Raw genomic sequence first — 25,487 nt, forward strand, 5'->3', positions numbered from 1 at the left:
AAATGGGGGAGCTAGTTGGCCTTCACGGGAATAAGCAGTTCGTTGCGTCGCAGGAACCACAGCGTCCACGGTGGATCATAGCGTGCCAGGGTCGGTGCACCCTCGGGGTTCAGCTTTTGCACCACAATCCATGCCTGGAGTTGCGCTGTTCGTTCGGTGATCTCAGCCTCGCTCGCCAGGCCGGAAAATCGCACGACCGCAAACCGTTGCGCCGGCAAAGGAACAAGGGTCACACGTGAATCATTGGGCTGAGGGAGCGTTTCCATCGTGTAGCGCGCCGGCATGATAAAACGCACCGTCCACGACGATCCCTCACCCGATTGGGTGACAGGTGCGGTCATGGCGATCTTCTCGCTGACGGGGGCCTGAGTGACAGGCGTGGTCATCGCGATTTTTGATTTTTTCCGGTTATTGCCAAAAATATAGTCGGCGATCAGGCTAAATCCGGCATTTATCGCCTTATCGCGGCTGCCTTCGACGCGGACCTCAGCGGCAATCATGGCGTCATAGTCGCGCAGCGCAAAAGCGCCTTCCGACCTGACCGTTTTAAAGGCCGGTTCTTCAATGGCCATGGCGTGACCGGCGAAGAAGGCGGCCATCGCGACCGTCACAGCTATCCATATCTTCTGCCATTGTCTGTTCATCCTGCATCCTCGCGCCCATGGGCTAGAGCGCAATCCGACGAAGTGGACACCACTTTTCGGAAAAACTTGCGCGCCAAAACAAAAACTCAGAGCGGGGTTTTGAGTCCATCAAAACGCATCCCGTTCTATCGCCGAACGTCACGTTCGACGTTATTCGAACAGTATACGAGTTTGCGGAGGGAATGGATGTATCGTTGCCAACACGACGGGCGAATGAGCTACCTCTTCAGCTGCTTTGCCCATGTAAAAACATCGAGTGGAATCGCATTGGCCAGGGCCGCCACGCCTTCCGTATCCGGATGCAGATGATCCGAGACATCGAAGGCCGGCAGCAGATAGCCGGGACGCGACGGGTCTTCGACCGTCTTGTCAAAGTCGAACACCCCGTCGAACACAGTTTGCTGACGGATCCAGGTATTGACCGCCAGGCGCTCGGCCTCCTTGGCGTCGTTATAATACCCCTTGAATACCGTCGCCTTGAAAGGTGTCAGGGTCGCGACATAGATGCGCAATCCCTTTGAATGCGCGCGGTCGGCCATCTGGCGCAAACCGGCGATGATCTCTTGCCCCGAGACATACTGATCCTTCCCCGGCCCGTCCGAATGGCCCAGGTCGTTGATGCCGATCAGGACGATCACCGCCGCGGCATTGGGCTGGGCCAGGACATCGCGGTCGAAACGCGCCAGACCTGCCTCGCCGAACCGTGCCCATTGGCCGTGGTGCCAGATGCGGTTGCCACTAATGGCGGCATTGACCACACTAAGCGGAATGCTGGCTTCGTCCAGGCGGCGGCTGAATACGTCAGGCCAGGTGGCGCCCTTGTCCCTGTCAATGCCGTAGCCATCGGTGATCGAGTCGCCAAACGCAATCGCGGTGGCGCGCGACTTGCCGCCAGAGACATCGACCCCGGCCAGCCACGGGAAGGCGGCGCCAATGCCGAGGTCGGCAGCCGGGCCGGGGATGTCGGCGGCGGAGGTCTGACGGCCGGGGGCGGTGAACATGACGGCGCGCTGGATATCGTGCAGGGTGGTGAGCGGCACAGGGCCGGCGGCATAGAGGCTGACGGCCAGATCGGAATTGTCGGCGACGTCGAGGTCAATGGGGTCGCTGACGGCATAGGCGCCGGGCGCGATCATCACATTGGTCTGGCCGTTGAAGGTGACGGGGCGATCCGACGCCGTGTCAATACGGCTGCCGGCGTCGCGGCGGGCAACCCGGACCTCGTCGAGGTTCAGCGGTGTCTTGCCGTAGGCATTGGACAGCCGGAGGCGCACGGAGGTCCCGCCGGCCGAGACGCGCACGATCTGGCGCAGGGTCATGTCGGTCAGCTTGGCATCACCGGAGTCGGGTTGCGGCGCGGCATACCAGGCGGGGATCCACTTCGTCGTCTCAGCGGTTGCCGGTAAACTGATGCAGGCCACGGCAAGGGTGAGAGCGACGGAACGGAGGAAGGACATGACAGTCACCGGAGCTAAGTGAGGTAAGTCGTTATAGCGCAAGCGGTTCGAATTGCTATGCCGCTGATATGGAGGTGTGAGAACGACCCAGTTCCATTTGCGCCATGGCGACGCTGTTTCCCATTTGCCCGAACGCGACCTGTGCGACGCCGCGTGGACATTCTGAAACCTCGAATATGCTTCGTCACGAGCCTTTCACGGCCGACAACCAGAGGCGGCGCGGAGCGCACCTGTTAGCCATTCAAACCTTATGATCCGCACTTCGAGGGGCTGCGGTTCTTTGCCCCCGGAAGTCTTCACGCCGCTGCAAGCGTGTCGTCATTGTCCTGCGACAAATCCTGGCACCGAGGTAAGAATCCGCCTGCGAAAAATTAAACATTTCAGGCGATAAGATAGACGTTATCGAGATCAACGTACGAGCCGTCCGCGGTTGGAATAGGATGTTATGCGTCATTCGTTAAATGCGTTTCTGACGTCGCGCGCTGGCAATACCACCATGATTTTCGGCCTGGCCATATTCGCCATCCTGGGAGCCCTGGGTACCGCCGTCGACTATGCCGTGCTGCAACGGGCCAAGCGGTCCTCCCAGGATGCACTCGACGCTGCCGTGCTGGCGGCCGCCATCGTCAACAATTCCAATGAAACCGACCTGAAGAAGCTGGCAGGCGACATTTTCAAGGAAAACCTCAACGACGACAAACTCAATGTCACCGTAACGGCGTTCAAATATGACTCCAAGGCCCGCACGGTAAATGCCACGGCAAGGGGCACCTACGATCCCATCATCATGCAGTTGTTCGGTTTCAAGAACCTGCCCTATTCCGTTACGTCAAATTCGATCAAGGCGGCCGACGGCGCGCTGGAGGTCGCCCTGGTGCTGGACAATACCTGGTCGATGAGCGCCACCCTGAACGGTACGCCCAAGATCGACGTGTTGAAGACCGCGGCGCAAAACCTGGTCGCGACCATCCTGACCAAGGACAACAAGGACTATGTCAAGGTCGCCGTCGTTCCCTATGCCGACTATGTCAATATCGGCCTGTCGAACCGCAACGCCTCGTGGGTCAGCGTTGGCGCCGACTATTCGACCACCTCGACCAAGACCTGCAAGACCGTTACAACCGGCACACAATGCACCGGCGGAACCAAGGGGACCTGCACCGGCAATCAGGATGGCGTGCCCTACACCTATTCCTGCTGGAAGGTGCCCCAGACCTGCAAGACGGTGAACGTCACGCCCTATCAGAGTTGCTCCGGTGGCGGCACCACCAACTATAAATGGTACGGTTGCGTCAGGAACCAGATCGCGTCGTCAAAGCTGGTCATGCCCGACCCTGCCACGCCCTATGCCGGCATTTTGCAGACCAGCCAGACCTGCCTTAACCCCGTCCTTGCGCTCAGCAACGATGCGACGACGGTTACCAACTCGATCAAGAATCTCGTTGTGAATATTGGATCCTACAAGCCCGAGACCTATATTCCCGCTGGCATGATCTGGGGCGTCAACGCCCTGTCACCACCCTTACCCTTCGCCGAGGGCAAGGCCTATGACAATGCCAACAAGGAACCGCGCAAGACCATCGTACTGATGACCGATGGCGCCAATACCCTCTATGCCAATACCTCAGGCGGCATCGCCGTCGCCAATTCCACCCAGGTCGCTGTCACCTACGCCGACCAGATCCGGGTATGCGACTACGCCAAGTCCAAGAATATTGAGATCTATACCATCGGTTTCGACGTGACAGATGCCAAGGCACTGACCACGCTGAAGGCCTGCGCCACCGACGCTCAGCACTATTTCGACGCCAAAAGCTCGGCCGACCTGATCAAGGCGTTCGAAACCATCGGCGGCAAGTTGAGCAAGGTGCGTTTGACGCAGTGATGGGCTTGTCGTTTCGCTAAGGTCTCGTAATATCCTTCGATGGACGTAGGCCTTAAAAACGCGTTGGACCTTCTGTGGGCGTATGAACAGGCACCGCCATCCGGTCGCGGCCTTGCGGCCGTCGGGGCGCTGGAAAGCCGATATCGAATCCAGCTTCCTGACGATTTCCGGGCCTATCTTCTTGAAGCGGCGCCAGATAAGGACTGGTGGCACGACCAGTACTATTTCGTCCTTTGGGCGCCCGAGCGTATCAAGAGCATATCGGACGAGTGCGGCGAACCAAAGCCAGAGGAGCCCTTAAATCCTCAGATCGACAATGATCGTTACCTGGTCTTTGCGGATTTTCTCGACTGGTGCGGCTATGCCTATGCCATTTGCTGTTCGGAAGGGCCAGACAGGGGCAAGGTGGCGATGATCGGCACGCGCCCTCACCGTCTCGTCGCCGTCAGTCTCGCGAGCTTTTTCAAGTTGATGACGGAAGATTCGATGCGGCTTCACTCGCCGGGCGGCGATCACTACACCGACATCACCTGATCAGTTGAAGTAGGCGTCAACCTGGGCCTGGCTGGTTTCCGGACCGCCCACGGCCGGGCCGTTCAACAGCAGGTCGCGGCGGCGCTGTTCCGCGGCGTCCAGGTCCGGCTCAAGCGCAACCTCGGTTTCGACCTCACCGGCCATCGTGCTCAAGCGGCCGATACGGGCCTCGATCTGTTCCAGTACCCGCACTACCTTGGAGACGCGCTGACCGACCAGATCCTGAAAGGAACAGGCTTCGAAGATGCGCATGACCAGATCGTCGGCCTTGTCCTTGACGTCCGCCGCCGTTGCGTCCAGGTCCATCAGCGCCTCGGCGGCACCCAGTATGGTGTTGGTCGCCGTTTCCGTGTCGCGGGTGATGGCATCGAGTTCGGCACCGGCGCAGGGGAGGCTGTCGCCGATCTGGTTGGGACACAGGCGGCGCAGCTCCGTCCGGGTGTTGGCGATGTCGTTGGCGATGGCCAGGAATTCATCCGAAGTGCGCCGGTCCAGGCGTTGATAAAACCCGTCCATTAGGCCTAGCAGTTCTTCCGACACTGCGGTCATGCGCAGCAGATCGGGATCGAACATGCCCAGAATATCGGCCGCATAGGACGGCCGCTCGAGGTGAGCTTCGGTCATGATCTCTGCCCTCAGGACGCGATGGCGTCGGATACCAGCGGATGCGCCTGCCAATAGGCGTCAACATCCTCGCAGATCTGCTTCACGTCGTCAAAATAGAAGGGCTTGGGCAGCAAGAAGTTGACGCGACCACGCCGCGCCTTGTTCAGGGCCGCTGCGCCCGATTCCGGGTCGTCGATACGGCCGGCGGTCATTATAGCGATTGGCGCCTGTCCAGCGAGTTCGCGGTAGGTATCCAGTTCATCCAGGGTATTGTGACCTTCGATGAAGACATCCAGCACCAGCACGTCGAAAGGTCCGGCCCTTAAGGCTTCGTAAGCAGAGTCCGGGTCCGGGACCCAGACGGCGTCGAACCCGGCCTTCTGAAACATCTTGCAGATAATGGTCGCCTGTGTCCGGCTGTCCTCCAGGACGAGTGCGCGTTTGGCCATGTTTTCAGTCCCTAAAGCATTCTGTAGGGAACGACTTTAATCCACAGGCGCTAAAATTGCGTTACACCGGTTTTGCCACCGCTTTCCGTCCGGTCGACGATCAGCACCGCGCCTGGGAGGCCGGCCGATTCGCGCCGGACACGATTCCTCAGGTATTGTCTGATGAGGTGGCTTAAAAGAGCGTTCTCAGAAGACGGACCCATCGAGAGAATGTCCAAATCCAGGAAGCGTATCCGCGCCGTCGTCATTGGCGGGTCCAATACGGTCATGGGTCTCAACCCGGAAAAGCACCTCGGCTATCTGTGGGAAACCGTCAAGGCCTGCCGAAAAAGAGGCTGGAAACTCTTGGTAACCGAAGACATGTCGGTCGGGGGCACCACCATCTTCAACGGGCTGTTCCAGCTGAAGAACAGCCGCGAGCTCAGCAAGGCTGACGTCCTCATCATCGAGTACGCCCTGAACGACAGTTCGACTTACGAAAAAGATCGCAAATTGTTTCAGCACTGGTCGCGTGCCTATGAGGGCGTGATCCGCTATGCCCGGGAGCAGAATCCGAAACTGCAGATCATATCGGTCATTTTCGAATCGCGGACGGCCAGGGCCGACCGGCGTCTCAACCTGATCCATGCCGCCATTCACCGGATTTCCGAGGTCTACGCGACCCGCGTTGCCGACATTGCCCGCAAGCACCTGGAGACGGTCGGCGCCGACCAGGCGGACAACGATCTCTATTATTTCGACAATCACCATGTCAGCAATGTCGTTATTGCGGTTGCGGCCCGGGATCTGTGTCGGGAACTGATCAAGGTCAAGGCCAAGCGGCGCAAAAAGCACAAGCTGCCGGAGCCCATCGACCCTCATCATTTCGCCCATGCGACGGCGGCAGGGATCGATGTCATCACGGACGCCCCCCGGATCGATCGCAGGAACAGCCGCTTCGATGTTCAAGCCGTGGAGCTCGCCAACAAGCGGATGCATTTTACCCTGGTCGATGGCAAGCTGCTGGGTTTGTTCTATGTCTGCGAAGCCAGCACAGGCCCGGCCTTCCTGCGCTGCAATGACGCCCTCTACCAGGTCAACCTGATGAAGCCTGGGGTTTCATCGGGGAAGTTTGAGTTTCTGGTCTCATCGTCGGGCTGCGAGTTCCTTTATGCGCCCGACGTCAACCGGCCGGACGACACGGGCGCCTATGCCCTGTCGCCCATCGCCGATGGTGAAGTCACCAAGGCCGTGACACCGCGCTCCATGATGCCCCACCTGGTCAATCCAGCGCCGACACTCGCCCTGTATGGCTTGCTGTATACCGGTCAGCTCATGGAGGTTCGGGTGGAAGATGCCAATCCTCAGGCAGCCGGCTTGGCGGCCACCGTGGCGTAGCCCTTGCCGGAGCTTAATGCCCCGGTCGCGACAAGGTACACCGACCCGGCCAGGAGAACTACAGTGGTAACCACGCTGGCCTCAGGTCCGAAGGTCGCGCCGGTCAGCCACCACGGCGCCCCGGCCGCCGGCGCCAGATCGACGACCAGAGACGCCACGGCGATCTTGCCACCGCTGACCTCCAGGCCGAAGCCGACACCCAGGAGCGTGTTCCAGGCGGCATGCCAGGCGCAGACACCCCACAGTGAGCCTTCTTTAATGGCATAGAGACTGATCATCACGGCAAACAGGACGATGTTGACAAGCCCGAGGATCAGTTCGTTGGACATATTGATATTGCCGCCATGAAGCAGCGAGAACACAATCGAATTGATCACAATGGCCACGACAAGCCCATGACGCGAGGCCACCAGTTGCATCAACCAGCCGCGCAGAAGAATTTCTTCCGTCGCTCCCTGAATCATGAAGCCGGCGAACAGGCAAAGGATCGGCAAGAACAGGATGGGAGACGGCGCCGTCCAGACACCCGCACCCTCAACCCGGTAGCCACCCAAGGCCCAGATCGCACCAATGACGACGCCCAGGAAGGCAAACCCAACCACCAGGCCACGTCCGTAGCGCATCAGGCCGCGAGCATTGAAACCCAGGGTAACAGGCGAGCGGCGCTCGAACAGCCACACCCAGGCAAAGACCAAAAGCGCCGTGAAGCCGAAGCCCGCCAACAGGATGCTGAGTGGCAGCCATTGCGTTTCCAGGTCGGCCTGACGAAAGCCTAAAGGCTTGAGAACGCCGAAGATCGTTGTCAGTTGCCCCAACATGAAGAAAACCACGAGCAACACGATGGCCACTGCGGTCCAGGTGCGGCGGTGGCGCGACGTGCGCGGCGCATAGAGTTCAATTCCGTTCATAAGCCCCTCCCGGCCCAATGGACCCAACTTGATGCAGGGGCCCCTGCACGACTTAGTTTCAGATGCACAGAATTCCGGCAAGTTAATTCCCGTTAATTGCCACCGTCTCCCATGGCCGACATCGCCGCAGTCTCAGCGAAAAAGACGTCGTCTTCGGCGTATATTTTGTCCGAACAGACGCAACACCTTAAGGCGGAAATTCTGACCTTCCTGGACCGGGCATCGGCATAAGGGCGTCGCGAACCGTGCGTTTAGACGATACTTTACGGCCGCGATGAGGTAAGATCGCAGGGTGATGACCGTTTTCGCCAAATGACAGACCTGGGCCAAAAGACGGACTTGGGCCAATTGACAGACCTGGGCCAAATGACGGACCTTGGCTGGACCGATTTTTTCGCAGATCAGGTTGGCCAGGACGAGCAGCACCTGGTGCCTTGCCGCATCGCCCAGGTTCACCGCGCCCGGCTAAGCGGCCTGTCAACGGCGGGCCTGGTCAGGCTGACGCTTCCCGTCCATGTCAATACCGGCGAATATGCTGTCGGTGACTGGGTGTTGGTTGCGCCGCAGACACATGATTTGCGCCGCCGCCTGGAACGCCGTACGCTGCTGCAACGCCCCGTAGAAGGTCAGTTCCTGCCGCAACTGGCGGCGGCCAATGTCGACACCCTGTTCATCGTCACGTCGTGCAATGCCGATTTCAATCCAGCACGTCTGGAACGCTATCTGGCGATGGCCAATGAAGCCGCAACGACGCCGGTCATGGTGCTGACCAAGGCCGATACCATGACCGACGATCGCGACTACCCCGGTGAGACGGCGGCCCTCCAAAGGGACCTGGCCGTCGTCACGGTGAATGCGCGCTCACCCGAAGCCGCCGTGGCACTGATGCCATGGTGTCAGCCGGGTCAGACCGTGGCCCTGGCCGGGTCTTCAGGTGTCGGAAAATCTACCCTGGTCAACACCCTGTCCGGGGCGGACCAGGTTACCGGAGGCGTGCGTGAGCAGGACGCCAAGGGCCGGCACACAACGACCGCGCGCTCGCTTCACGCCATCCCCGGCGGTGGCTGGATTATTGATACACCGGGCATACGCAACCTGCATGTCGGTAATTTTGCCGCCGGTCTCGATACCCTGTTCGCCGAAATCACCGAGTTGGCGCCCTTGTGCAAGTTCAGCGATTGCAGCCACGCCCACGAGCCGGGCTGCGCCGTGATGGCGGCTGTCGCTTCGGGCACGCTGGATGAGGACCGTCTGGCGCGATGGCGCAAACTGTCCGAAGAAAATGTCAGCAATACGCCGGTGCAGACCGGACCACGCGGCAACCGGACAACGCACCGTCCGCGACGGTATTAGAGCGCGTACCGAAAACGGGAGCGCCCGTTTTCGGACAAATTGCGCGACAAAACAAAAACTTATACCTATCAACGAAAAGATTGACACATCGACAGTAGGTAGACCCCACCGCCTCGAGCCTCGCCGGCAGGCAGCGCTTCGCCCTTTGGGCTCGCTTGCTCGGCACCTCCCCATTTGAAATGGGGAGGAGAAAACACCATTGAACATATTCTTTTTTCTCCTCCCCATCCCTTCGATGGGGAGCGGGGTGGCCCGTGCCATGGCGAGCAAGCGGAGATCGAAGATCGTAGCGCTGCCTGCCGGCGAGACTCGAGACGGAGGGGTCCCCTTGCGGAAAGAATGTCAAAGTCAAAGTGGGTTGGTATTAGAGCGAGATGGCGACTCTACCCAAAGCCATCCCGCTCTCGCGTCGTGGCCACGGCCGCTCTTACCCGTGTCGTCGTTTCACGCTCGATGATCTCATGGGGCAGGACGTGGCGCATCTGCACATCGCTGGACGTCACAGCGCCGTTGCCGTCTCCAAACAGTTGCAGGGCAAGGCGGGCCATTTCGACATAGGGCTGGCGCACCGTCGTCATGGCCGGCCAGACGGCCGACGATATTGGGGCGTCGTCGAAGCCGACGACCGCCAGGTCCTGCGGAATGTTCAGGCCCATCTTGTGGGCCACGGCACAGGTAGCGGCAGCCATTTCGTCGTTGGAGGCAAAAATAGCCGTCGGCCGCTCGGGCAGGTTCAGCAAGGTCTCCGCGGCGGTAATGCCTGAGCGAAAATTGAACATGCCCTCCGCAACATAGGCTTTGGGCGGGCGCGGCAGGCCAACGGCGTCGAACGCCTCCTGATAACCCTGGCGACGCAGCAGGGCGGCCGCATGGTCGGGATGGCCGGCGATGTGGGCGATCCGTGTGTGGCCGAGGGCCAGCAGATAATCGGTAACATTTCGCGCCGCCAACCGGTCGTCCATGGCAATCGATGGATAGTGACTGTCCGGGGTTGTGGGCGAGATCAGAACGCAATGAATGCCGCGGGCCTTCAGAAAGGTCTTGAGGGGCCCATAGTCGCATAGCGGCGGCAGCAGGACCAGGCTCCTGACTTCGGAATTGGCGAGGAAACGTTCGACCTCGTTCAGGCTCTGACCCGGGAGATACAGTTCCACCGTCAGGAACTTGCCGGCCTCCATGCAGGCCATCAGCAGGGCGTGGTGAAATCGCCCCTGGTAACCACCCGCCGGATCTTCCAGCAGGATGCCAATGGACGCTACACCCGGGCCCATCCGTAGCTGACGGGCCTGCATGTTGCGGCGGTAACCCAGTTGATCCATGGCCTCCAGAACACGCTCACGCGTACTGGCCTTGACGGCCTTGTCCTCATTGACAACGCGCGACACCGTTTTGGCCGACACCCCCGCCCGTTCAGCCACATCATATATGGTCGCCATAGTCCGTTCGAACCCAGATGAATCGCTCAAGGGTAGCCCGCGGCACGGTCTTATGCAAGTTAGCGCTACCTTTATTCAAGAGAGGCTTCCGACACCACAGACGCCCGGCAAGTTTACAGCTTTCAATCGCGTGTGTCAGGGCCGCAGTCTGGCCCGGAACCTGGCCCCCAGGTGCAGATCTAGATCCCGGGCTTTCGTCAGCTCAACAACAAGCGATGGCAAGTTTGATGACACCTTCAGAGCGGCAGGTGTTTTGACAGAGTCAAAACCCCCGCTCTAGGTTTTTGTTTTGTCGCGCAATTTATCCGAAAGCGGGAGCGCCCGTGCGGGTGCTGCACACTTTGTCGGATTGCGCTCCGGAGTTACATTTTTGCCGGGCAGTATTTTTTTAGATAGTCGCCGTGGGTCGGCATGTGTTGCACAACATATTGAATAGATTTTTCAATCCCATCCAACTCCTCGCGCGTCTTGGCCTCGGCCAGGGTATCGGCCATCGCGTTGTGCCCTTTCATCACGATCCCCTGCCCCATCATGACGGCCGCCCAGCTTGTTTCGGTAAACAACTCGTCGTCTTCACGAAAAATCTGACCGTTATGCTGAAAAAGTTCCATTTTTTCGGTCAGGCTTTGCGGCACGGTCATGTTTCGGCAATAGTTCCAAAAGGGGCTGTCGTCACGGCTTGTCGCCTTGTAGTGCAGGATAAGAAAATCGCGGATACGTTCATATTCCTTGCCCGTTAGCCGGTTAAATGCGTCTTCCTGGGCCTGGGTGACACCATCAAGCGATATCAAGGACACGAGCTTATTGATGCCCGTGTTGATCAGGTGGATCGACGTGGATTCCAGAGGTTCCATAAAGCCGGACGCCAAACCCAGGGCCACGACATTCTTGTTCCAGAATTTTTTCCGCCGCCCGGTGACAAAGCGCAGAAAGTTTGGCTGCGCCCCCGGCTTTCCGGCGATGTTGTTGACCAGAATATCCAGAGCCTCATCGTCACCCATATACTCTGAACAGTAGACGTGCCCATTGCCATTGCGATGCTGCAGAGGGACCTGCCATTGCCACCCGGCAGTGTGAGCCGTAGCGCGGGTGTAGGGCAAGGGACCGCTGCCATCCGCGCGGTCGCAGGGCAAGGCCACGGCGCGATTGCACGGAAGAAAGTGCGACCAGTCGTCATATCCGGTTTTTAAGGCCTGCTCGATCAAAACGCCGCGAAAACCCGAGCAATCAATGAAAAAGTCGCCCTTTAAGGTTTCACCATTGTTCAGGGTAAGCCCTTCGACAAAGCCTGACTGCGCATTGCGCGCGACATCTGTAACCTTACCCTCAAGGCGCACAGCGCCGCGCTTTTCGGCATAAGCCCGCAGATATCGCGCGTAGCGCCCGGCATCAATATGATAGGCGTAGTTTATGGGCGGCAAGTCTTCATGTTTATAATCATCCGTTCTGGCAAAACGGCCGAATTGGGCGGCCATGGTTTCAATGTTGAAAACCTGAATGGGCCGCTTGTCGCCGGCCATCTTGTATTTGTGCCAGACATGGTGAAAAGACACGCCGTCGACCTGATAGCCATAGTTGCCAAAAGGATGAATGTAGCTATCGCCCAACTTACCCCAGTTTACGAACTGAATGCCGAGCTTGAAGCTGCCTTGAACCGCCGCGAGCATTTCACGCTCGTCAATGTTCAGGAGACGATTGAAATCCAGAAAGGGCGGTATCGTCGCCTCGCCAACACCCACAGTCCCAATCTCTTCGGACTCAATAAGAACGATATTGACCGGACGGCCAGACCGCAAGCGTGAGAGCGCCGCCGCCGCCATCCAGCCGGCCGTGCCCCCGCCGACGATTACGATTGTTTCAATGGCTGCCATAGTTGATCCCAAATGTCCTGTGTTGCAAGTGCCTGACCCTTTGCACGTGTTTGACCCTCTGCACGTGTTTCATGTTCTTGTCCGCCGCAAAAGTCCCGACCCGACGACCTTAACCCGGGGCCGGATCGGGGCATAGAGCGTGCTTCGATTCGGCAGAATCGGATCGGCGCTCTAAGTTTTTGTTTTATCGCGCAATTCTTCCGAAAACGGGGGCGCCCGTGCCGTGGCGGCCACTTTATCGGATTGTGCTTTAGGGTTCCTTAGCAGATTCGACAGCGCCAATGTCTTTGTGGTCAGGCTCCAAAACAAAGCGTGTTTCAAGCTGAACGGATGACACTATCGCCATAAGTTCTTATTTTAAATGTGTTTTTTCTCTCACACCTGCCCTGATAAACGCCGACTCGTCTGTCCGCCAGGGTGCCGGACTGTGACATAAAGACACAGATGGGACAAAACAAGACGGCTTTTGCGACATCGATGCCATTTTTCTTGACAACTTGTCTCACGTTTGCGACCAAGACATGGTCAGTGAAGCCGTGTTCTTTTTGGACAGTCAAGAAAAAAGACGCAAAAGATTGGATATATTATTCAATTATAACAATTAGTTGAATGATTTTCGAAAATGTCTTTCGTTTGTCCAATCTGACAAGCCACTCTTTGGGCGGTGATGAAAGTCACCAAACAGGAATCGAGACACCGAACGAACTGGCAGCGAAATTAACAAAGGAACGAAACGACACTTCATCGAGATTGCTCATTACAGCGCTGCCTGTACTCAACTTTCTGATGTCCGGCACGATTGAAGCAAAGAGTAATACAAAAGCAAAAAGTAAGAGCCCGCCGCCAACGGTTTCGTGCGCTCTTCGCCAAGCATCTCGTTAAAGCAAGAGAATTCCCTGAAGTAAAAATAGGCTAACTCTCAACAAGGTTAGCGCAGGAAGGAAGATGAAATGAAAAATATCACGGACAATGCTCATGCGCCCGTGGCGCATCGCCTACACATCTTAACGACAGCTTCTGTCATCGCGATGGTGGCTTTCTCATCGCAGGCCTGGGCCCAGGATGCGGCCGTCGAGGCGGCGGCGCCGGCAGCGGAGCCTGCTGAAGAGGTCGTCATCGTTAAGGGCTTCCGCAAGGCCTTGCAGAGCGCGCAAACGATCAAGCGCAACATGGATACCTTCGTCGATGTCATCACGGCCGAAGACATCGGCGCACTGCCCGACCGTTCTGTGGCGGAATCTTTGCAACGTGTCCCTGGCGTTAATATTTCGCGCTTTGAAAAGCGTGAAGATCCGGATCGCTTCTCTGTGGAAGGCACCGGCGTAATCATTCGCGGCCTGCCCTATGTGCGGTCAGAGCTGAATGGTCGCGATATCTTTTCGGCCAATGGCGGTCGTGAACTTTCGTTTAACGACGTGTCCTCGGAATTGCTGGGGCGCGTTGAGGTGTTCAAGAACAACACCGCGGATATGATCGATGGTGGCATCTCCGGCACGGTCAATCTGGTAACGCGCAAGCCTCTCGATAAAAAGGGCTTCCGTTTCGCCGGCACCGTCGAGGCCAACTATGGTGACATGGCCAAGCAGTGGGCGCCGGGCTACTCCTTCCTCTTGTCCAACACCTACGACACCGACCACGGCAGGTTTGGCCTTCAGATGGCCTACGCCACCTCGGAACTTGTAACCAAGACCGATGCCTCCCAGATAACCGACCCCTGCTACCGCGATGCCTCACTGACAGCCGGCTGTATCCGGGTACGTCCGGTGGGTTCGGGTGGCTTCTCGGGTTCAACATCTTTCAACGCCTCGAATTTCCCCCCGGCCAACTCTGTTTTTGTCCCCAAGGGCGCCGGGGTTCGCACGACAGACCTGACGCGTAATCGCGACGCCATTTCCCTGGTTGGCCAGTGGGAAAGCAATGACAAGACCGTGTTGGCCACGCTCGAATACCTTAAAGCCGAGACCGAACAGACGCTGGAAGAGTACTCAATTCTGGCTCTGGTCAACGACGATGCCCTTTTCCCGATTTTGGCTCCGGGCACCACGGCGACCTATGAAGGCAATAAGTTTGTCAAAGGCCGCCTGACCCAGGCGGGGTTTGGTATCCCGACGGAAATGCTGCGTTTCCAACAGGAGGTTGCCGCCGACACCGAAGATTTGTCGCTGGCCATCAAATATAACCCGACAGACAAGATTGCCATTAACTTCGAAGCCCAGCACATCAAGTCAAAGCGTGGCGATACCGGCTTCATTTCGGCAATGCAGACCTACACCGATATTGATATCGACAATACCGGCGACACGCCCCTGGTTCAGTTCCTGCAACCCAATACAGGCAATTCGCCATCCAGCTACTTTAATGACCCGTCCAAAACCCTGTTCTGGTTCCTGCTCGACAGCCAAACCAAAAACGAAGGCGAGCTCAAAAGTGTCAGGACGGATGCCAAGTATGCCTTCGATGACGACGGATTCTTTAAAAACGTTCGTTTCGGCGCGCGCTGGAGCAATCGTGAGCGTATAACGCGTAACTCCAATTTCTCGAACTGGGGTAATCTGGGTGCGCCCTGGACCGGACGGGGCGGAAACTGGAACTGCGGCGATTACCAGGCCTTTGGCTGCGGTGGCGCCTACGTGAAAGATTTCCCGAATTCAGCCAATGTGCGCAACCCCTTTGGCGATAATTTCCAACGCAACAATGCGCCCATTCCCCTGGGTGATGGCTCGGCCTTCTTCTTTGGCGGTGATGACTCCGTGCAGGAATATCTGAGCGGTCTGACTCAACAGCAGGCCGCTGCGATCACGGCATTTACCCTGACGCCGAATGCCTGGTACCCAATCTCAGCCCGCGGCAACAATCTGCCCGGCGGTGTATGGAATGCGGGTGAAATTTCTGACGTCGGAGAAATCACCGGCTCCTTCTATGTACGTTCCGATTTTGAGCGCGATCTGTCAGATACGCTCAAACTTAGTGGCAATGTCGGCGTTCGTTACGTAAGTACGAAGGTCAAAAGTGGCGGGGAGATTGGCTTCCCGACCGGCGAGTTCTTCGACGCCGTGTCCTCCGGCGGCAACGGTGATGGTGTTGTCAGCGTAGCCGAACTGCAAAACGCATGCGCCAATGTCCAGCCGGGACAGGTTGCCCCAGGGTATTGCGGTCTCTCGACAGCGCGACTGGCGCAATTTGCCAGCGTCTTCACTGGGGAAATTCTGGACGACAGCGCGGATATCGAGTTCGAGCACATCTTGCCAAGCTTCAACGCCAAGCTCGATTTCGGCAATGGCATGCTGGTGCGCGTCGCGGCTTCGAAAAGCATTTCCCGCCCCGATCTGTCTGCCTTTGCTACCGGCGGCAGTATCTATGACAACACCGGAGCGCTGCGGGCGGGCGGGACCCTGGAAACGGGCCCCATGTTCGCCATCAATACAGGTAATCGCCTGTTACGCCCGATTGAGTCCTGGAACTACGATCTTTCCTATGAATGGTACTTCGCACGGGTAGGGTCGGTATCGGTCTCCGCGTTTATGAAGGACATCGAAGGCATTGTTAATGGTGGCGCCAATGTGCGCAACTTCAGTTCGCCACAAGGTATCTCGACCGACGTGCTGGTAAATGGTGCTATCAACAGTGATGGCGGTACGCTCACCGGCTACGAGGTTTCGTATATCCAGACCTATGACTTCTTGCCAGGTTTCCTCAGTGGATTGGGATCGCAGTTTTCTTACACCTACGTCGATGCCGGTGATTTCAACAACTCGAAACTGGGCGCGGAGCAGAGCCCCTTCGCCGGTGGCCTGCCTCTGGCCGGGGTGTCGGAGCACACGCTGAATGCGGTTGGATTCTATGAAAAAGGTCCGCTCGCCGTGCGCCTGGCGTACAACTGGCGCTCGGAATTCCTGCAAACCCCACGAGACGTGATTTTCCCGTTCTCACCCATTTACGTCGAGAGCACGGGGCAGTTGGACGGGTCGCTCTTCTACAGCTACTCGCCCCGGATCAAGTTCGGCGTTCAGGGGGTGAACCTTTTGGATGAAGTGACCCAAACGAGCCAGGTCATTGACTTTGTGGGCACCCGGGTAACGCGGTCGGCCTTCCGCAATGACCGTCGCTTTACAATGATGGTCCGTTTCGACTTCTGACCTGAGTCCTAAGACGACCTGCGATGCGATTGACACATCGCAGGTCGTCTAACCCTCCGCACAACGCCGCCAGCAAACGAATACCTAAATGGGGAGGCGTTCGGCGTTCCAGCGCAATCCGATAAAGTCTGACGCACCCGCACGGGCGCTCCCGCTTTCGGATAAATTGCGCGACAAAACAAAACTCCAGAGCGAGATGTTGATTCTTCCTAACGTCATCCCGCTCCAGACTTGAAACTCTACAAAAAACGAAAACGGCTTGAGTGAGACTGTTCGTGAAACTTGAAGGAATGACGGTCTCAGCCAATTGCTTAACATTGACCGTGGTTTTCCGCGTAGTCATCATCCCGGGTTCTGGCTGACTATGGCGACAATATACGACGTGGCTGAACTGGCAGGGGTCTCGGCCAAAACTGTGTCACGCGTGGTCAATGAGGACAAGGCCGTCAAGGCCAGCACGCGCGGTATTGTTCTGGACGCCATGGGTCGGCTGGGATTTCGACCCAACGCGCAAGCTCGCCAGTTGCGGCTGGGCCCAGGTAGTTCGTCCATTGGTATTTTGCTGGAGGACCCGGCAGGCGGTTACCAGGGTCGGTTTCACCACGCTCTTTTGATGGCCTGCATGGAGGCCGGTAAGTTCCTGACGGTGGAACTGTATCTTCCTGGTCAGAGCCTGAACGAAGTCGAACGTTTCCTCGCCAATTCCGAAGTCAAGAGCCTGGTCCTGCTGCCGCCACTCTGCGACTACGGGCCCCTCAAGACCTTTCTGAAGGCCCAGGGCATACGCTGCGTTCTGATCTCACCCATGACCCCGGACAGTCACTATCCATCGATTGCCATCGACGACCGTGTGGCGGCGCGTAATGTCACCGACTATCTGCTGTCCCTGGGTCATACGCGGATTGCCCATATCACCGGCCACCCGGACCACGCGGCAACGCTGCTGCGGCGCCAGGGGTACCAGGAAGCGTTCGACGCTATTGGCCTGCCGCGCCCGCCAAAGGCCTATGTCGCCGAGGGCATGTTCAACTTCCGTTCAGGCATAGCTGCCGCGGAAACCTTGCTGAACCTGCCCGAGCGGCCGACAGCCATTTTTGCTTCCAACGACGAAATGGCTGCCGCAGCCTGTGCCGTGGGCCACAAGATGGGCCTGAACATTCCGCAGGACCTGGCGGTTGTTGGCTTCGACGACGCCCCGATATCGTCGGCGGTATGGCCGGCCCTGACGACCGTGCGCCAGCCCTATCTCGAGATGGCCCGGCGCGCGTTGCAACTGTTCGGAGACGCCAACGAAGCCGTGCGTTTCAACGAAGTGCAAATGCGCCACGTCCTGCAGCATGAAATCATCGAACGCGAAACAACCCTACAGATCGAAACGCCTTTGGCCGCGCCGCGTGAAGCGGTACGGAGGTAACTCCGTCGCTGATTATGTCAAACCGAGACTCTTCCGACACTGCGCTGACGGGCGAAAACCTGATTTTCAAAGGACATCTATCCCAAGAGCGGAATGGCTTTGGGTAGAGACGCTATCCCGCTCTGCGTTTTGGTTTTGTCGCGCAATTTATCCGAAAACGGGAGCACCCATGCGGTGGCGTCCACCTTGTCGGATTGCGCTATAGTGTCGATGCATACAAGGCATTCAAAACGGCGGTGTCCTGGGTTCCAATCCGCTGCTCAGGTCTTGTCAAAGGGTTCGGACTAAAGGCACTTTGTCAGTAGAGACGCCCCATATCGGCCTGCTGAAATGCCATCAATTCAGCGGTACGGCCCTCGCGAACCTTCTCGACCCACGCCGGATCGGTCAAAAGCGCGCGCCCGACCGCCACAAGATCGAAATCGCCGCGATCGAAACGGCGCAACAAGTCGTCGAGCGAGGCCGGCTGGGACGATTCGCCACGAAAGGCGGCGATGAACTCACCGGACAATCCGACAGATCCGACCGTGATGGCCGGCAAGCCTGACAGCTTGCGCACCCAGCCGGCGAAGTTGAGGTCGCTGCCGCCGTCAGCCTCCGGGAATTCCGCTTCCCAGAAACGGCGTTGTGAGCAGTGAAACATGTCGACGCCGGCATCGATCATCGGTTTCAGCCAATCCGAAAGCTCGGCAGGCGTTGCGGCATTGCGGGCGTCGTAATGGCCGGATTTCCACTGCGACAGACGAAGGATCACCGGAAAGTCGGGGCCGACGGCGGCGCGCACGGCCTTGACGAGCTCGGCGGCGAATCGTGCGCGCTCACCGATCGTCTCTCCGCCCCAAGTGTCGGTGCGCTGATTGGTACGCGACCAGAAGAACTCATCGATCAGATAACCGTGCGCACCATGCAGCTCAAGGGCATCGAAGCCCAGACGCTTGGCGTCACCGGCAGCTCGGGCAAAGGCTGCGATGCTGTCGGCGATGTCTGCGTCAGCCATCGGCTCGCCGACCGCCTTACCCCCCAGGGACAGGCCTGACGGCATGTCCATGGGCTGAGGGCGATAATTCGGGTTTTGTCCGAGCACAGCGCCGGTATGCCAAATCTGCGGCGCGATCTTGCCGCCTTCCCCGTGGACCGCGGCAACGACCTTTGCCCAGCCGGCGAGCGCGTCGCCGTAAAAATTCGGGATATTGGCTTCATTCTTCGACGCCGGGCGTTCAACGACCGTGCCTTCGGTGACGATAAGGCCTACGCCATGCCGGGCGCGACGCTCATAATAGTCGACCACCCTCTGATCCGGGATCCCGCCCGGCGACATAACGCGCGTCATCGGCGCCATGACGAAGCGGTTGGGCAGGTGCAGGGATTTCAGTTGAAAAGGCGTAAACAGGCTGGAAAGCGGCATGGGGAATTCAGGTCTTTTCTGCAATTGCGCGGAATCAAAAGGGTTAAGCGAGCGAACAGCGATGCCGGCCAGGGACGTCAGGCACAAAGCCACTGGGCCTGCACACGGTTAGAAAGGCAGTTTTCCATAGTCCTGGCGGGCAAAGGGATAGGTGGAAGCCAGCCCGCCATCGACGACAATGGACTGGCCCGTCATGTAGCTCGAGTCGGAACTGGCAAGGAACAGAGCGGTGTTGGCAATCTCGATCGGCGCGCCCGGCCGCTTGAGCGGCGTCCATCCGCCCAGGGTATCCCTTTTGCCCTTGGCCTGCGCCATATCGAAAAGGGCCTGGGTCATGTGGGTTTCGATAAGGCCGGGACAAATACAATTGACCCGGATATTGGCGCCGGTGAGCTGGTTGGCCGCATTTTGCACGAGATTGATGACACCCGCCTTGGAAGCCGAATAGGCTGCGCCGCCGGCGCCTGATCGCATTCCGGCGACGCTGGCGGTCGCTATGATCGAGCCGCCGCCGCGCGCCTTCATGACTGGTGCGACGTGCTTGATCAATAGCCAGGGCCCGATCAGATTGACCCGAAGTATGCGTTCCCATTCCTCGGGAGTCTGCTCGAACAGGCCGGCAAATCCGCCCGAAACGCCGGCATTGGCAAAGGCGATATCCACGCAGCCAAACCTGTCGACGGTAGATGCGACCAGGGCCGCCACGTCCTCTTCGCGGCCGGCGTCGGCGACATGCGACACGACGGCTTCGCCATGGACGGCCATGATGTCCGGCAGGTCCGCGTTACGATCCGAGGCCATGACCCGTGCACCTTCGGCAACAAACAGCCCGACGGTGGCGAGCCCGATGCCGCTGGCGGCCCCGGTTATGATGGCAACCTTGTCCTTCAGTCGCATGTTAGAAATCTCCACCAATTGTGACGCCGCCATCGACGACTATGGACTGTCCGGTCATGAAGGCCGAGGCCGGGCTGGCGAGATAGACGGCCGTGCCGGCGATTTCGTGGGGTTCGCCGATCCTGCGCAGGGGTGTTGCCCGGGTTATGACCTTCAGCCTGGCCTCGTCTTCCCAGAGCGCGCGGGCAAAATCCGTGCGGATCAGGCCGGGGGCGATGCAATTGACGCGCACGCCGGCGGGCCCGAACTCCGCGGCCAGGTTTCTCGCCAGCTGAAAATCCGCCGCCTTCGAGACGTTATAGGCGCCGATCGAGGTCGAGGCCTTCAGGCCGCCAATGGAGGAGATGATAATGATGGAGCCGTCCCGCCGGGCGACCATCTCGGGCGCCGTCATGTTGATCAGCCAATGGTTGGCCAGGACGTTATTCTCGAATATCTTGCGAAACTGCTCGTCGGAAATCCCGGCCATGGGGCCGTAATAAGGGTTTGTCGCAGCATTGCACACCAGGATGTCGATCTGTCCGAAGTGTGCCCTGGTGGTATCGACCAGGGCCTGCAATTCTTCCTTGGAACTGATATTGGCCGGAACCGAAATTGCCGCGCCCGGATGTTTCGTCTCTATGGCCGCCACCACGGCGTCGCAGGCGTCCTTTTTACGTGACGATATGACGACCTTTGCCCCGTGGTCCGCCATGGCCTCGGCAATCGCCCGGCCAATGCCCCGGGACGAGCCGGTAATGACGGCTACCTTACCCGACAAGTCAAACAAACTCATAGGCGCGTTCTCCTCTATGTCTTTTGTGATTTCCTGGCGAACTGCCAGGCGCGTTCGGCGAAGGGGACAATTCGCCCGGCCATATCGGCAGCGTCCGCCGACGAGGCGTTGCCCTGCAGGGCCCGCTTCTTGACACCCTGCAAGATGGCGGTGATGCGGAACAGATTATAGGCGAAGTACCAGTCGAGGTCAGGCAGCCCGTCACGGCCGGTCCTGACGCAATAGCGCTCGATCATGGCGTCGATCGACGGTATCCCGAGCGCGGGGAGGTCCAGTCCCTGAAGACCAGCCTTGCCTTCATAGGCCTGAATCCAGGACATGGCGAAATAGGTGAAGTCGGCCAGGGGATCCCCCAGGGTGGACAACTCCCAGTCGAGAACGCCCAGCACCTGCGTACGGTCGGAGGCGAAGACGACATTGTCGATACGATAGTCACCATGAACGATCGAGGTTCGCGTCTGTGGCGGCACCGTACGCGGCAACCATTCCATCAGATTTTCGACCGAATCGATCTGATCGGTCTGAGAGGCCCGGTACTGCCGCGTCCAAAGACCGACCTGGCGTTCAAAATAGTTTCCCGGCTTGCCATAGTCGCTGAGCCCGACGGCGACCGGGTCCAGGCCGTGCAGGTCCGCCAGGGTATCGACGAGGGCGAAATAGACGTCGCTCCGGTCAACGCGATTGAGCTGTGGCAGGGCGCCATCCCAGAAGGTCCGCCCGTCGAGATAGCTCATGACATAGAAGAGACTGCCAATGACGGTCGGGTCTTCACAGAATGCCAGCGGCTTTGCCGTCCGAAAGCCGGCCGGGCTTAGGGCGCTGATCAGCCTGAACTCGCGATCGACGGCATGGGCAGACGGCAGGAGGTCGCCGAACGGCTTGCGGCGGAGCACGTACTTGCCGGACGCGGCGTCGATCAGGTAGGTCGGGTTTGATTGCCCGCCCGGAAACTTGGACAAGACAAAGGGGGGATGAAAGCCGGCCAGATGCGTGCCCAACCAGGCTTCCAGACGTCCCATATCCAGGCCAGTCCCGGGCAACTCAGACGGCATGGTCATATTTTCCGAATTCCATTTTTGCGATGGTCCGGCCATGAACCTCATCCGGACCATCGGCGAACCGCAGGGTTCTCAAGCTAGCCCATTTGCCGGCGAGACCGAAATCCTCGGATACGCCCCCGCCGCCGTGGGCCTGGATGGCCTCATCGAGCACACCGAGCGCCATCCGGGGGGCCGCCAGTTTGATCATGGCGATCTCGGCCGCCGCGGCCTTGTTGCCCACCTTATCCATCATGTCGGCCGCTTTGAGGCAGAGCAGCCGGGTCATGTCTATCTGGATCCGGGCCTCGGCGACGCGCTGCTGCCATATCGATTGTTGCGCCAAAGGCTTGCCGAACGCCACGCGCGAAAGCAGACGGCGGACCATGGCCGAAAGCGCCTCTTCGGCCGTGCCGATCGCCCGCATGCAATGGTGGATGCGCCCGGGCCCCAGGCGTCCCTGCGCAATTTCAAAGCCCCGCCCCTCGCCCAGGATAATATGATCAGCCGGCACGCGCACATTGGACAGGACTATTTCACCATGGCCGTGGGGCGCATGGTCATAGCCATAGACTGTCAACATGCGTTCGATCGTGATCCCCGGCGTATCCAACGGCACGAAGATCATCGATTGCTGCAGGTGCCTGGGGGCGTTGACATCTGTCTTGCCCATGACAATGGCGAGCTGGCAGCGCGGGTCGCCCGTCCCGCTCGACCACCATTTTCGGCCGTTGATCACATAGTGGTCGCCGTCGCGCTCAATGCGCGTTTCGATATTCGTGGCGTCGGAGGACGCCACGTCAGGCTCGGTCATAAGAAAAGCCGAACGCATGGTGCCGTCCATGAGGGGACGCAGCCACAGGTCCTTATGGGCTCTTGTCCCATAGCGATTGAGCACTTCCATGTTGCCGCTGTCCGGTGCGGAGCAGTTGAAGACTTCGGACGCCCAGTCGATGCGGCCCATTTCCTCCGCACACAGGGCATATTGAAGATTGGTGAGCCCCGGCCCGTCAAAGACGAAGCTATTGTCAACGGGGGGGTGGCCGGAGGCGGGCGGCATGAACAGGTTCCAGAGCCCAGCCGCCCTGGCCTGGGGCTTCAGCGATTCCACCACCTCGAGAACCTTCCATCGCGGTGCCGCCGCCAGTTCGCGCTGGTAGGCCTCGTCATTTGGCCGAACATGGGTGTCGATGAAGTCGCGAACCCGATTACGCCAGTCTGTCTCAGCCTTGGTCAGCGTAAAGTCCATCATCTGTCTCCCTGTACCCGACGATGTTTAGATGAGATACCGCTGTCACCGGAATGAATTTTCTGCATTGGCTGTCACCGGCTCAGGCGCTTTGCTCACCGGTGCCGCAGGGAACAGGCCTTCCAGGCGGGCCAACACGCGGGTGCGCAGCCAAAGGTTGGACGGATCCTTGTCGAAATGGTTGTGCCAGTAGAGATACAGGTCGACGGAGGCGATTGCCAGCGGCGGCGGCAGGGTTTCCAGCTTGTGGAAGCGGGCCAGGGTCGCCGCAAAGCTGACCGGCACCGTCAGGGCCAGATCGCTGTGCGCCACGATTTCGCCGGCCGTGGCGTGGCTTTGCGTGCGCATGACAACGCGGCGGCTATGGCCGAGGCGTTGCAGCGCCATGTCCTCGACGCTCATGCCTTTGCGGCGGCTGGAGGCGACGATATGGCCCAGGCCGAGATAGGTTTCGAGGTCCAACTGAGTGAGCGCGGGATGGCCCTGGCGCAACAGCACGACCATGTGCCCGCCCCACAGGGGACTCAGGCACAGCTGGCTGGTGCCCATCAGGTGAGCGTCGATGGCCAGATCGATGTCGCCACTGGCCAGTTGCGCCTCAAGACCGGTGCGATCATGACGGACGGAGCTCAATTCCATGTGCGGCGCCTCGGCACGCAGAGCCGTAAGGAGAGCCGGCATGGTGACGGTTTCGACGAATCCGCGCACGCCAATGCGGAATGGCTTGTGCGTCGTTGCCGGATCAAATGTCTGAATCTGACGCAGTGAGCCTTCAATCTCGGCGAGGGCCCGCCTGACCGGCCCAATCAGTTCCTGCGCCATGGGCGTGGGAATCATCAGATGGCCTTCGCGCACAAAGAGCTTGTCATCCACCATCTCCCGCAACCTGGCCAGCGCATGACTTAGCGCAGACTGCGAGAGGTTGAGATGTTCGCTGGCGCGGGTGATACCGCCGGAGCTGTAGATGGATTCAAACACCACAAGCAGATTGAGATCAAAGCGCGAAAGATTGAGCATATGTCCCTGTCATCACTATGCACGCCGTGAATGGGTCAGGCGCTAAGGCTTCATTTTGCAGCGGCAAGGACCGCCTGTAGTAGGGACCGGTATACTCAGTGATACAGGCCGGTCGATGGCAAACGGTTCTGTTTACCGCAAACACCGCGTGGATCGCTGAATTTTTGCTGAGAGCGCAAGCCGACAAAGTGGACGCCACCGCACGGGCGCTCCCGTTTTCGGAAAAATTGCGCGACAAAACAAAAACTTGGAGCGGGGTTTTGAGTCCTTCAAAACGCATCCTGGCCCATCAGAGTATGGCACGAAGAGGCAGTAATGACTACCTTATTGATCGTCCGTCACGCCCAGGCCAGTTTCGGCGCCGCCGACTATGACTGCCTGAGCACCCTTGGCGAAAGGCAGGCCAGCCTGCTGGGGGACTGGCTCAAGGAGACGGGCTTTATGCCCGAGGTCGTCGCGACCGGCGCCCTCAAGCGCCATGCCCAGACGGCCAGGGGCGCCCTCGCCGCCATGCCGCTGGAGCGAGATTTGCTGGAGATGCCGGGTTTCAGCGAGTTCGATAACCGCGAGGTCATGGAGCGCGCTGAGCCGGGCGTCCTGTCGCGGTTGCAGACACTCAGGGCCAAGGGAAGCCCGATCGGCCGCGACTTCGAAGCCGCCTTCCTGGCCGGCGCCGAGCGCTGGATTTCCGGCCGGCACGATCAGGACTACGAACAGAGCTGGACGCAGTTCCGGGCGCGCGTCCTTGATGCTCTGAAAGCCCTGATTGCCGCCCATCCGGGCAAGACAGTGCTCCTTGTCACGTCCGGCGGGCCGATCATCTGCATGTTCCAGGCGCTTACGGGCGCTCCGGACAGCAAGGCTTTTGAAGCCGGTCTGAGCTTGCTCAACTGTGGCATGACGCGGCTGCAGGTGCGTGAAAAGCGCCTGCGGTTGTCAAGTTTCAATGCGGCACCACACCTTGAATTGCAGAATGACAAAGATATTCTGACCTATATCTAACGATCGGCCAGTTTGCTTGTCCGTCGTCAATGATA

Annotated in this window: 20 protein-coding genes; 7 read left to right on the forward strand and 13 right to left on the reverse strand. The window is 59.0% G+C overall.

What is annotated here, in order from left to right; translation table 11 throughout:
* Window positions 1-11 precede the first annotated feature (11 nt).
* Both ABAC402_RS38065 and ABAC402_RS38070 read right to left on the reverse strand, forming a co-directional pair.
* Window positions 12-644 carry a heme-binding protein gene (locus tag ABAC402_RS38065; RefSeq protein ID WP_031236083.1) on the reverse strand — a complete coding sequence of 211 codons (633 nt, stop codon included), beginning with the start codon at window positions 642-644 and terminating at the stop codon, window positions 12-14.
* A 218-nt stretch (window positions 645-862) separates the two neighbouring features.
* Window positions 863-2,101 (reverse strand): SGNH/GDSL hydrolase family protein, encoded by a 1,239-nt coding sequence (locus ABAC402_RS38070; RefSeq protein ID WP_023451192.1) that lies wholly within the window; start codon window positions 2,099-2,101, stop codon window positions 863-865.
* Between the two features lie 445 nt (window positions 2,102-2,546).
* Here ABAC402_RS38070 and ABAC402_RS38075 point away from each other — a divergent pair, with 445 nt between their 5' ends.
* Entirely contained in the window at window positions 2,547-3,986 is a 1,440-nt protein-coding gene (locus ABAC402_RS38075) for a pilus assembly protein TadG-related protein (protein WP_023451193.1), read from the forward strand.
* A 39-nt stretch (window positions 3,987-4,025) separates the two neighbouring features.
* Window positions 4,026-4,520, forward strand: coding sequence for an SMI1/KNR4 family protein (locus tag ABAC402_RS38080; protein WP_155847494.1), 495 nt, complete (start codon window positions 4,026-4,028; stop codon window positions 4,518-4,520).
* On the opposite strand, the gene ABAC402_RS38085 is transcribed toward ABAC402_RS38080, so the two are convergent.
* Entirely contained in the window at window positions 4,521-5,144 is a 624-nt protein-coding gene (locus tag ABAC402_RS38085) for a protein phosphatase CheZ (protein WP_023451195.1), read from the reverse strand.
* An 11-nt stretch (window positions 5,145-5,155) separates the two neighbouring features.
* Window positions 5,156-5,575 (reverse strand): response regulator, encoded by a 420-nt coding sequence (locus ABAC402_RS38090; protein WP_023451196.1) that lies wholly within the window; start codon window positions 5,573-5,575, stop codon window positions 5,156-5,158.
* Window positions 5,576-5,785: 210 nt separating this feature from the next.
* Here ABAC402_RS38090 and ABAC402_RS38095 point away from each other — a divergent pair, with 210 nt between their 5' ends.
* Window positions 5,786-6,952, forward strand: a complete 1,167-nt coding sequence (locus ABAC402_RS38095) for an SGNH/GDSL hydrolase family protein (RefSeq protein WP_023451197.1) — start codon at window positions 5,786-5,788, stop codon at window positions 6,950-6,952.
* On the opposite strand, the gene ABAC402_RS38100 is transcribed toward ABAC402_RS38095, so the two are convergent.
* Entirely contained in the window at window positions 6,919-7,860 is a 942-nt protein-coding gene (locus ABAC402_RS38100; RefSeq protein ID WP_023451198.1) for a CPBP family intramembrane glutamic endopeptidase, read from the reverse strand. The two genes, ABAC402_RS38095 and ABAC402_RS38100, sit on opposite strands and share 34 nt — an antisense overlap.
* A gap of 339 nt (window positions 7,861-8,199) precedes the next feature.
* On the opposite strand from ABAC402_RS38100, the gene rsgA reads away from it, so the two are divergent.
* Window positions 8,200-9,213 carry a ribosome small subunit-dependent GTPase A gene (gene rsgA / locus ABAC402_RS38105; RefSeq protein ID WP_235080100.1) on the forward strand — a complete coding sequence of 338 codons (1,014 nt, stop codon included), beginning with the start codon at window positions 8,200-8,202 and terminating at the stop codon, window positions 9,211-9,213.
* A gap of 383 nt (window positions 9,214-9,596) precedes the next feature.
* Here the strand turns inward: rsgA and ABAC402_RS38110 are convergent, their stop codons facing one another.
* Together ABAC402_RS38110 and ABAC402_RS38115 are read right to left on the reverse strand one after the other, a co-directional pair.
* The gene (locus ABAC402_RS38110) at window positions 9,597-10,649 is read right to left on the reverse strand and encodes a LacI family DNA-binding transcriptional regulator (RefSeq protein ID WP_023451201.1); all 1,053 of its coding nucleotides are present in this window, start codon (window positions 10,647-10,649) and stop codon (window positions 9,597-9,599) included.
* Window positions 10,650-11,011: 362 nt separating this feature from the next.
* The gene (locus tag ABAC402_RS38115) at window positions 11,012-12,520 is read right to left on the reverse strand and encodes a tryptophan halogenase family protein (protein WP_023451202.1); all 1,509 of its coding nucleotides are present in this window, start codon (window positions 12,518-12,520) and stop codon (window positions 11,012-11,014) included.
* Between the two features lie 950 nt (window positions 12,521-13,470).
* On the opposite strand from ABAC402_RS38115, the gene ABAC402_RS38120 reads away from it, so the two are divergent.
* Both ABAC402_RS38120 and ABAC402_RS38125 read left to right on the forward strand, forming a co-directional pair.
* Window positions 13,471-16,656, forward strand: coding sequence for a TonB-dependent receptor (locus ABAC402_RS38120; RefSeq protein WP_023451204.1), 3,186 nt, complete (start codon window positions 13,471-13,473; stop codon window positions 16,654-16,656).
* A 364-nt stretch (window positions 16,657-17,020) separates the two neighbouring features.
* Window positions 17,021-18,070 (forward strand): LacI family DNA-binding transcriptional regulator, encoded by a 1,050-nt coding sequence (locus ABAC402_RS38125; RefSeq protein WP_031236087.1) that lies wholly within the window; start codon window positions 17,021-17,023, stop codon window positions 18,068-18,070.
* Between the two features lie 298 nt (window positions 18,071-18,368).
* Here the strand turns inward: ABAC402_RS38125 and ABAC402_RS38130 are convergent, their stop codons facing one another.
* The 6 genes from ABAC402_RS38130 to ABAC402_RS38155 form a co-directional block, all read right to left on the reverse strand.
* On the reverse strand, window positions 18,369-19,475 hold the full coding sequence (locus ABAC402_RS38130; protein WP_023451206.1) for an NADH:flavin oxidoreductase: 1,107 nt from the start codon (window positions 19,473-19,475) through the stop codon (window positions 18,369-18,371).
* A gap of 108 nt (window positions 19,476-19,583) precedes the next feature.
* The gene (locus ABAC402_RS38135) at window positions 19,584-20,372 is read right to left on the reverse strand and encodes an SDR family NAD(P)-dependent oxidoreductase (RefSeq protein ID WP_023451207.1); all 789 of its coding nucleotides are present in this window, start codon (window positions 20,370-20,372) and stop codon (window positions 19,584-19,586) included.
* Between the two features lies 1 nt (window position 20,373).
* Window positions 20,374-21,147, reverse strand: coding sequence for an SDR family NAD(P)-dependent oxidoreductase (locus ABAC402_RS38140; RefSeq protein WP_023451208.1), 774 nt, complete (start codon window positions 21,145-21,147; stop codon window positions 20,374-20,376).
* 14 nt (window positions 21,148-21,161) lie between these two features.
* Window positions 21,162-22,205 (reverse strand): phosphotransferase family protein, encoded by a 1,044-nt coding sequence (locus tag ABAC402_RS38145; protein ID WP_023451209.1) that lies wholly within the window; start codon window positions 22,203-22,205, stop codon window positions 21,162-21,164.
* Window positions 22,189-23,433 (reverse strand): acyl-CoA dehydrogenase family protein, encoded by a 1,245-nt coding sequence (locus ABAC402_RS38150; RefSeq protein ID WP_023451210.1) that lies wholly within the window; start codon window positions 23,431-23,433, stop codon window positions 22,189-22,191. The genes ABAC402_RS38145 and ABAC402_RS38150 overlap by 17 nt, the downstream gene beginning before the upstream one ends.
* 45 nt (window positions 23,434-23,478) lie before the next feature.
* Window positions 23,479-24,450 (reverse strand): LysR family transcriptional regulator, encoded by a 972-nt coding sequence (locus ABAC402_RS38155; protein ID WP_023451211.1) that lies wholly within the window; start codon window positions 24,448-24,450, stop codon window positions 23,479-23,481.
* A gap of 315 nt (window positions 24,451-24,765) precedes the next feature.
* Here ABAC402_RS38155 and ABAC402_RS38160 point away from each other — a divergent pair, with 315 nt between their 5' ends.
* Entirely contained in the window at window positions 24,766-25,452 is a 687-nt protein-coding gene (locus ABAC402_RS38160) for a histidine phosphatase family protein (RefSeq protein WP_023451212.1), read from the forward strand.
* Window positions 25,453-25,487: the final 35 nt, after the last annotated feature.

The organism is Asticcacaulis sp. AC402 (genome assembly GCF_000495835.1).
GTDB lineage: Bacteria > Pseudomonadota > Alphaproteobacteria > Caulobacterales > Caulobacteraceae > Asticcacaulis.

Coding starts and splice junctions, on each gene's coding strand:
- ABAC402_RS38065 (WP_031236083.1), bottom strand. CDS start 644: ATGAACAGACAATGGCAGAAGATATGGATAGCTGTGACGGTCGCGATG.
- ABAC402_RS38070 (WP_023451192.1), bottom strand. CDS start 2,101: ATGTCCTTCCTCCGTTCCGTCGCTCTCACCCTTGCCGTGGCCTGCATC.
- ABAC402_RS38075 (WP_023451193.1), top strand. CDS start 2,547: ATGCGTCATTCGTTAAATGCGTTTCTGACGTCGCGCGCTGGCAATACC.
- ABAC402_RS38080 (WP_155847494.1), top strand. CDS start 4,026: ATGGACGTAGGCCTTAAAAACGCGTTGGACCTTCTGTGGGCGTATGAA.
- ABAC402_RS38085 (WP_023451195.1), bottom strand. CDS start 5,144: ATGACCGAAGCTCACCTCGAGCGGCCGTCCTATGCGGCCGATATTCTG.
- ABAC402_RS38090 (WP_023451196.1), bottom strand. CDS start 5,575: ATGGCCAAACGCGCACTCGTCCTGGAGGACAGCCGGACACAGGCGACC.
- ABAC402_RS38095 (WP_023451197.1), top strand. CDS start 5,786: ATGTCCAAATCCAGGAAGCGTATCCGCGCCGTCGTCATTGGCGGGTCC.
- ABAC402_RS38100 (WP_023451198.1), bottom strand. CDS start 7,860: ATGAACGGAATTGAACTCTATGCGCCGCGCACGTCGCGCCACCGCCGC.
- ABAC402_RS38110 (WP_023451201.1), bottom strand. CDS start 10,649: ATGGCGACCATATATGATGTGGCTGAACGGGCGGGGGTGTCGGCCAAA.
- ABAC402_RS38115 (WP_023451202.1), bottom strand. CDS start 12,520: ATGGCAGCCATTGAAACAATCGTAATCGTCGGCGGGGGCACGGCCGGC.
- ABAC402_RS38120 (WP_023451204.1), top strand. CDS start 13,471: ATGAAAAATATCACGGACAATGCTCATGCGCCCGTGGCGCATCGCCTA.
- ABAC402_RS38125 (WP_031236087.1), top strand. CDS start 17,021: ATGGCGACAATATACGACGTGGCTGAACTGGCAGGGGTCTCGGCCAAA.
- ABAC402_RS38130 (WP_023451206.1), bottom strand. CDS start 19,475: ATGCCGCTTTCCAGCCTGTTTACGCCTTTTCAACTGAAATCCCTGCAC.
- ABAC402_RS38135 (WP_023451207.1), bottom strand. CDS start 20,372: ATGCGACTGAAGGACAAGGTTGCCATCATAACCGGGGCCGCCAGCGGC.
- ABAC402_RS38140 (WP_023451208.1), bottom strand. CDS start 21,147: ATGAGTTTGTTTGACTTGTCGGGTAAGGTAGCCGTCATTACCGGCTCG.
- ABAC402_RS38145 (WP_023451209.1), bottom strand. CDS start 22,205: ATGACCATGCCGTCTGAGTTGCCCGGGACTGGCCTGGATATGGGACGT.
- ABAC402_RS38150 (WP_023451210.1), bottom strand. CDS start 23,433: ATGGACTTTACGCTGACCAAGGCTGAGACAGACTGGCGTAATCGGGTT.
- ABAC402_RS38155 (WP_023451211.1), bottom strand. CDS start 24,450: ATGCTCAATCTTTCGCGCTTTGATCTCAATCTGCTTGTGGTGTTTGAA.
- ABAC402_RS38160 (WP_023451212.1), top strand. CDS start 24,766: ATGACTACCTTATTGATCGTCCGTCACGCCCAGGCCAGTTTCGGCGCC.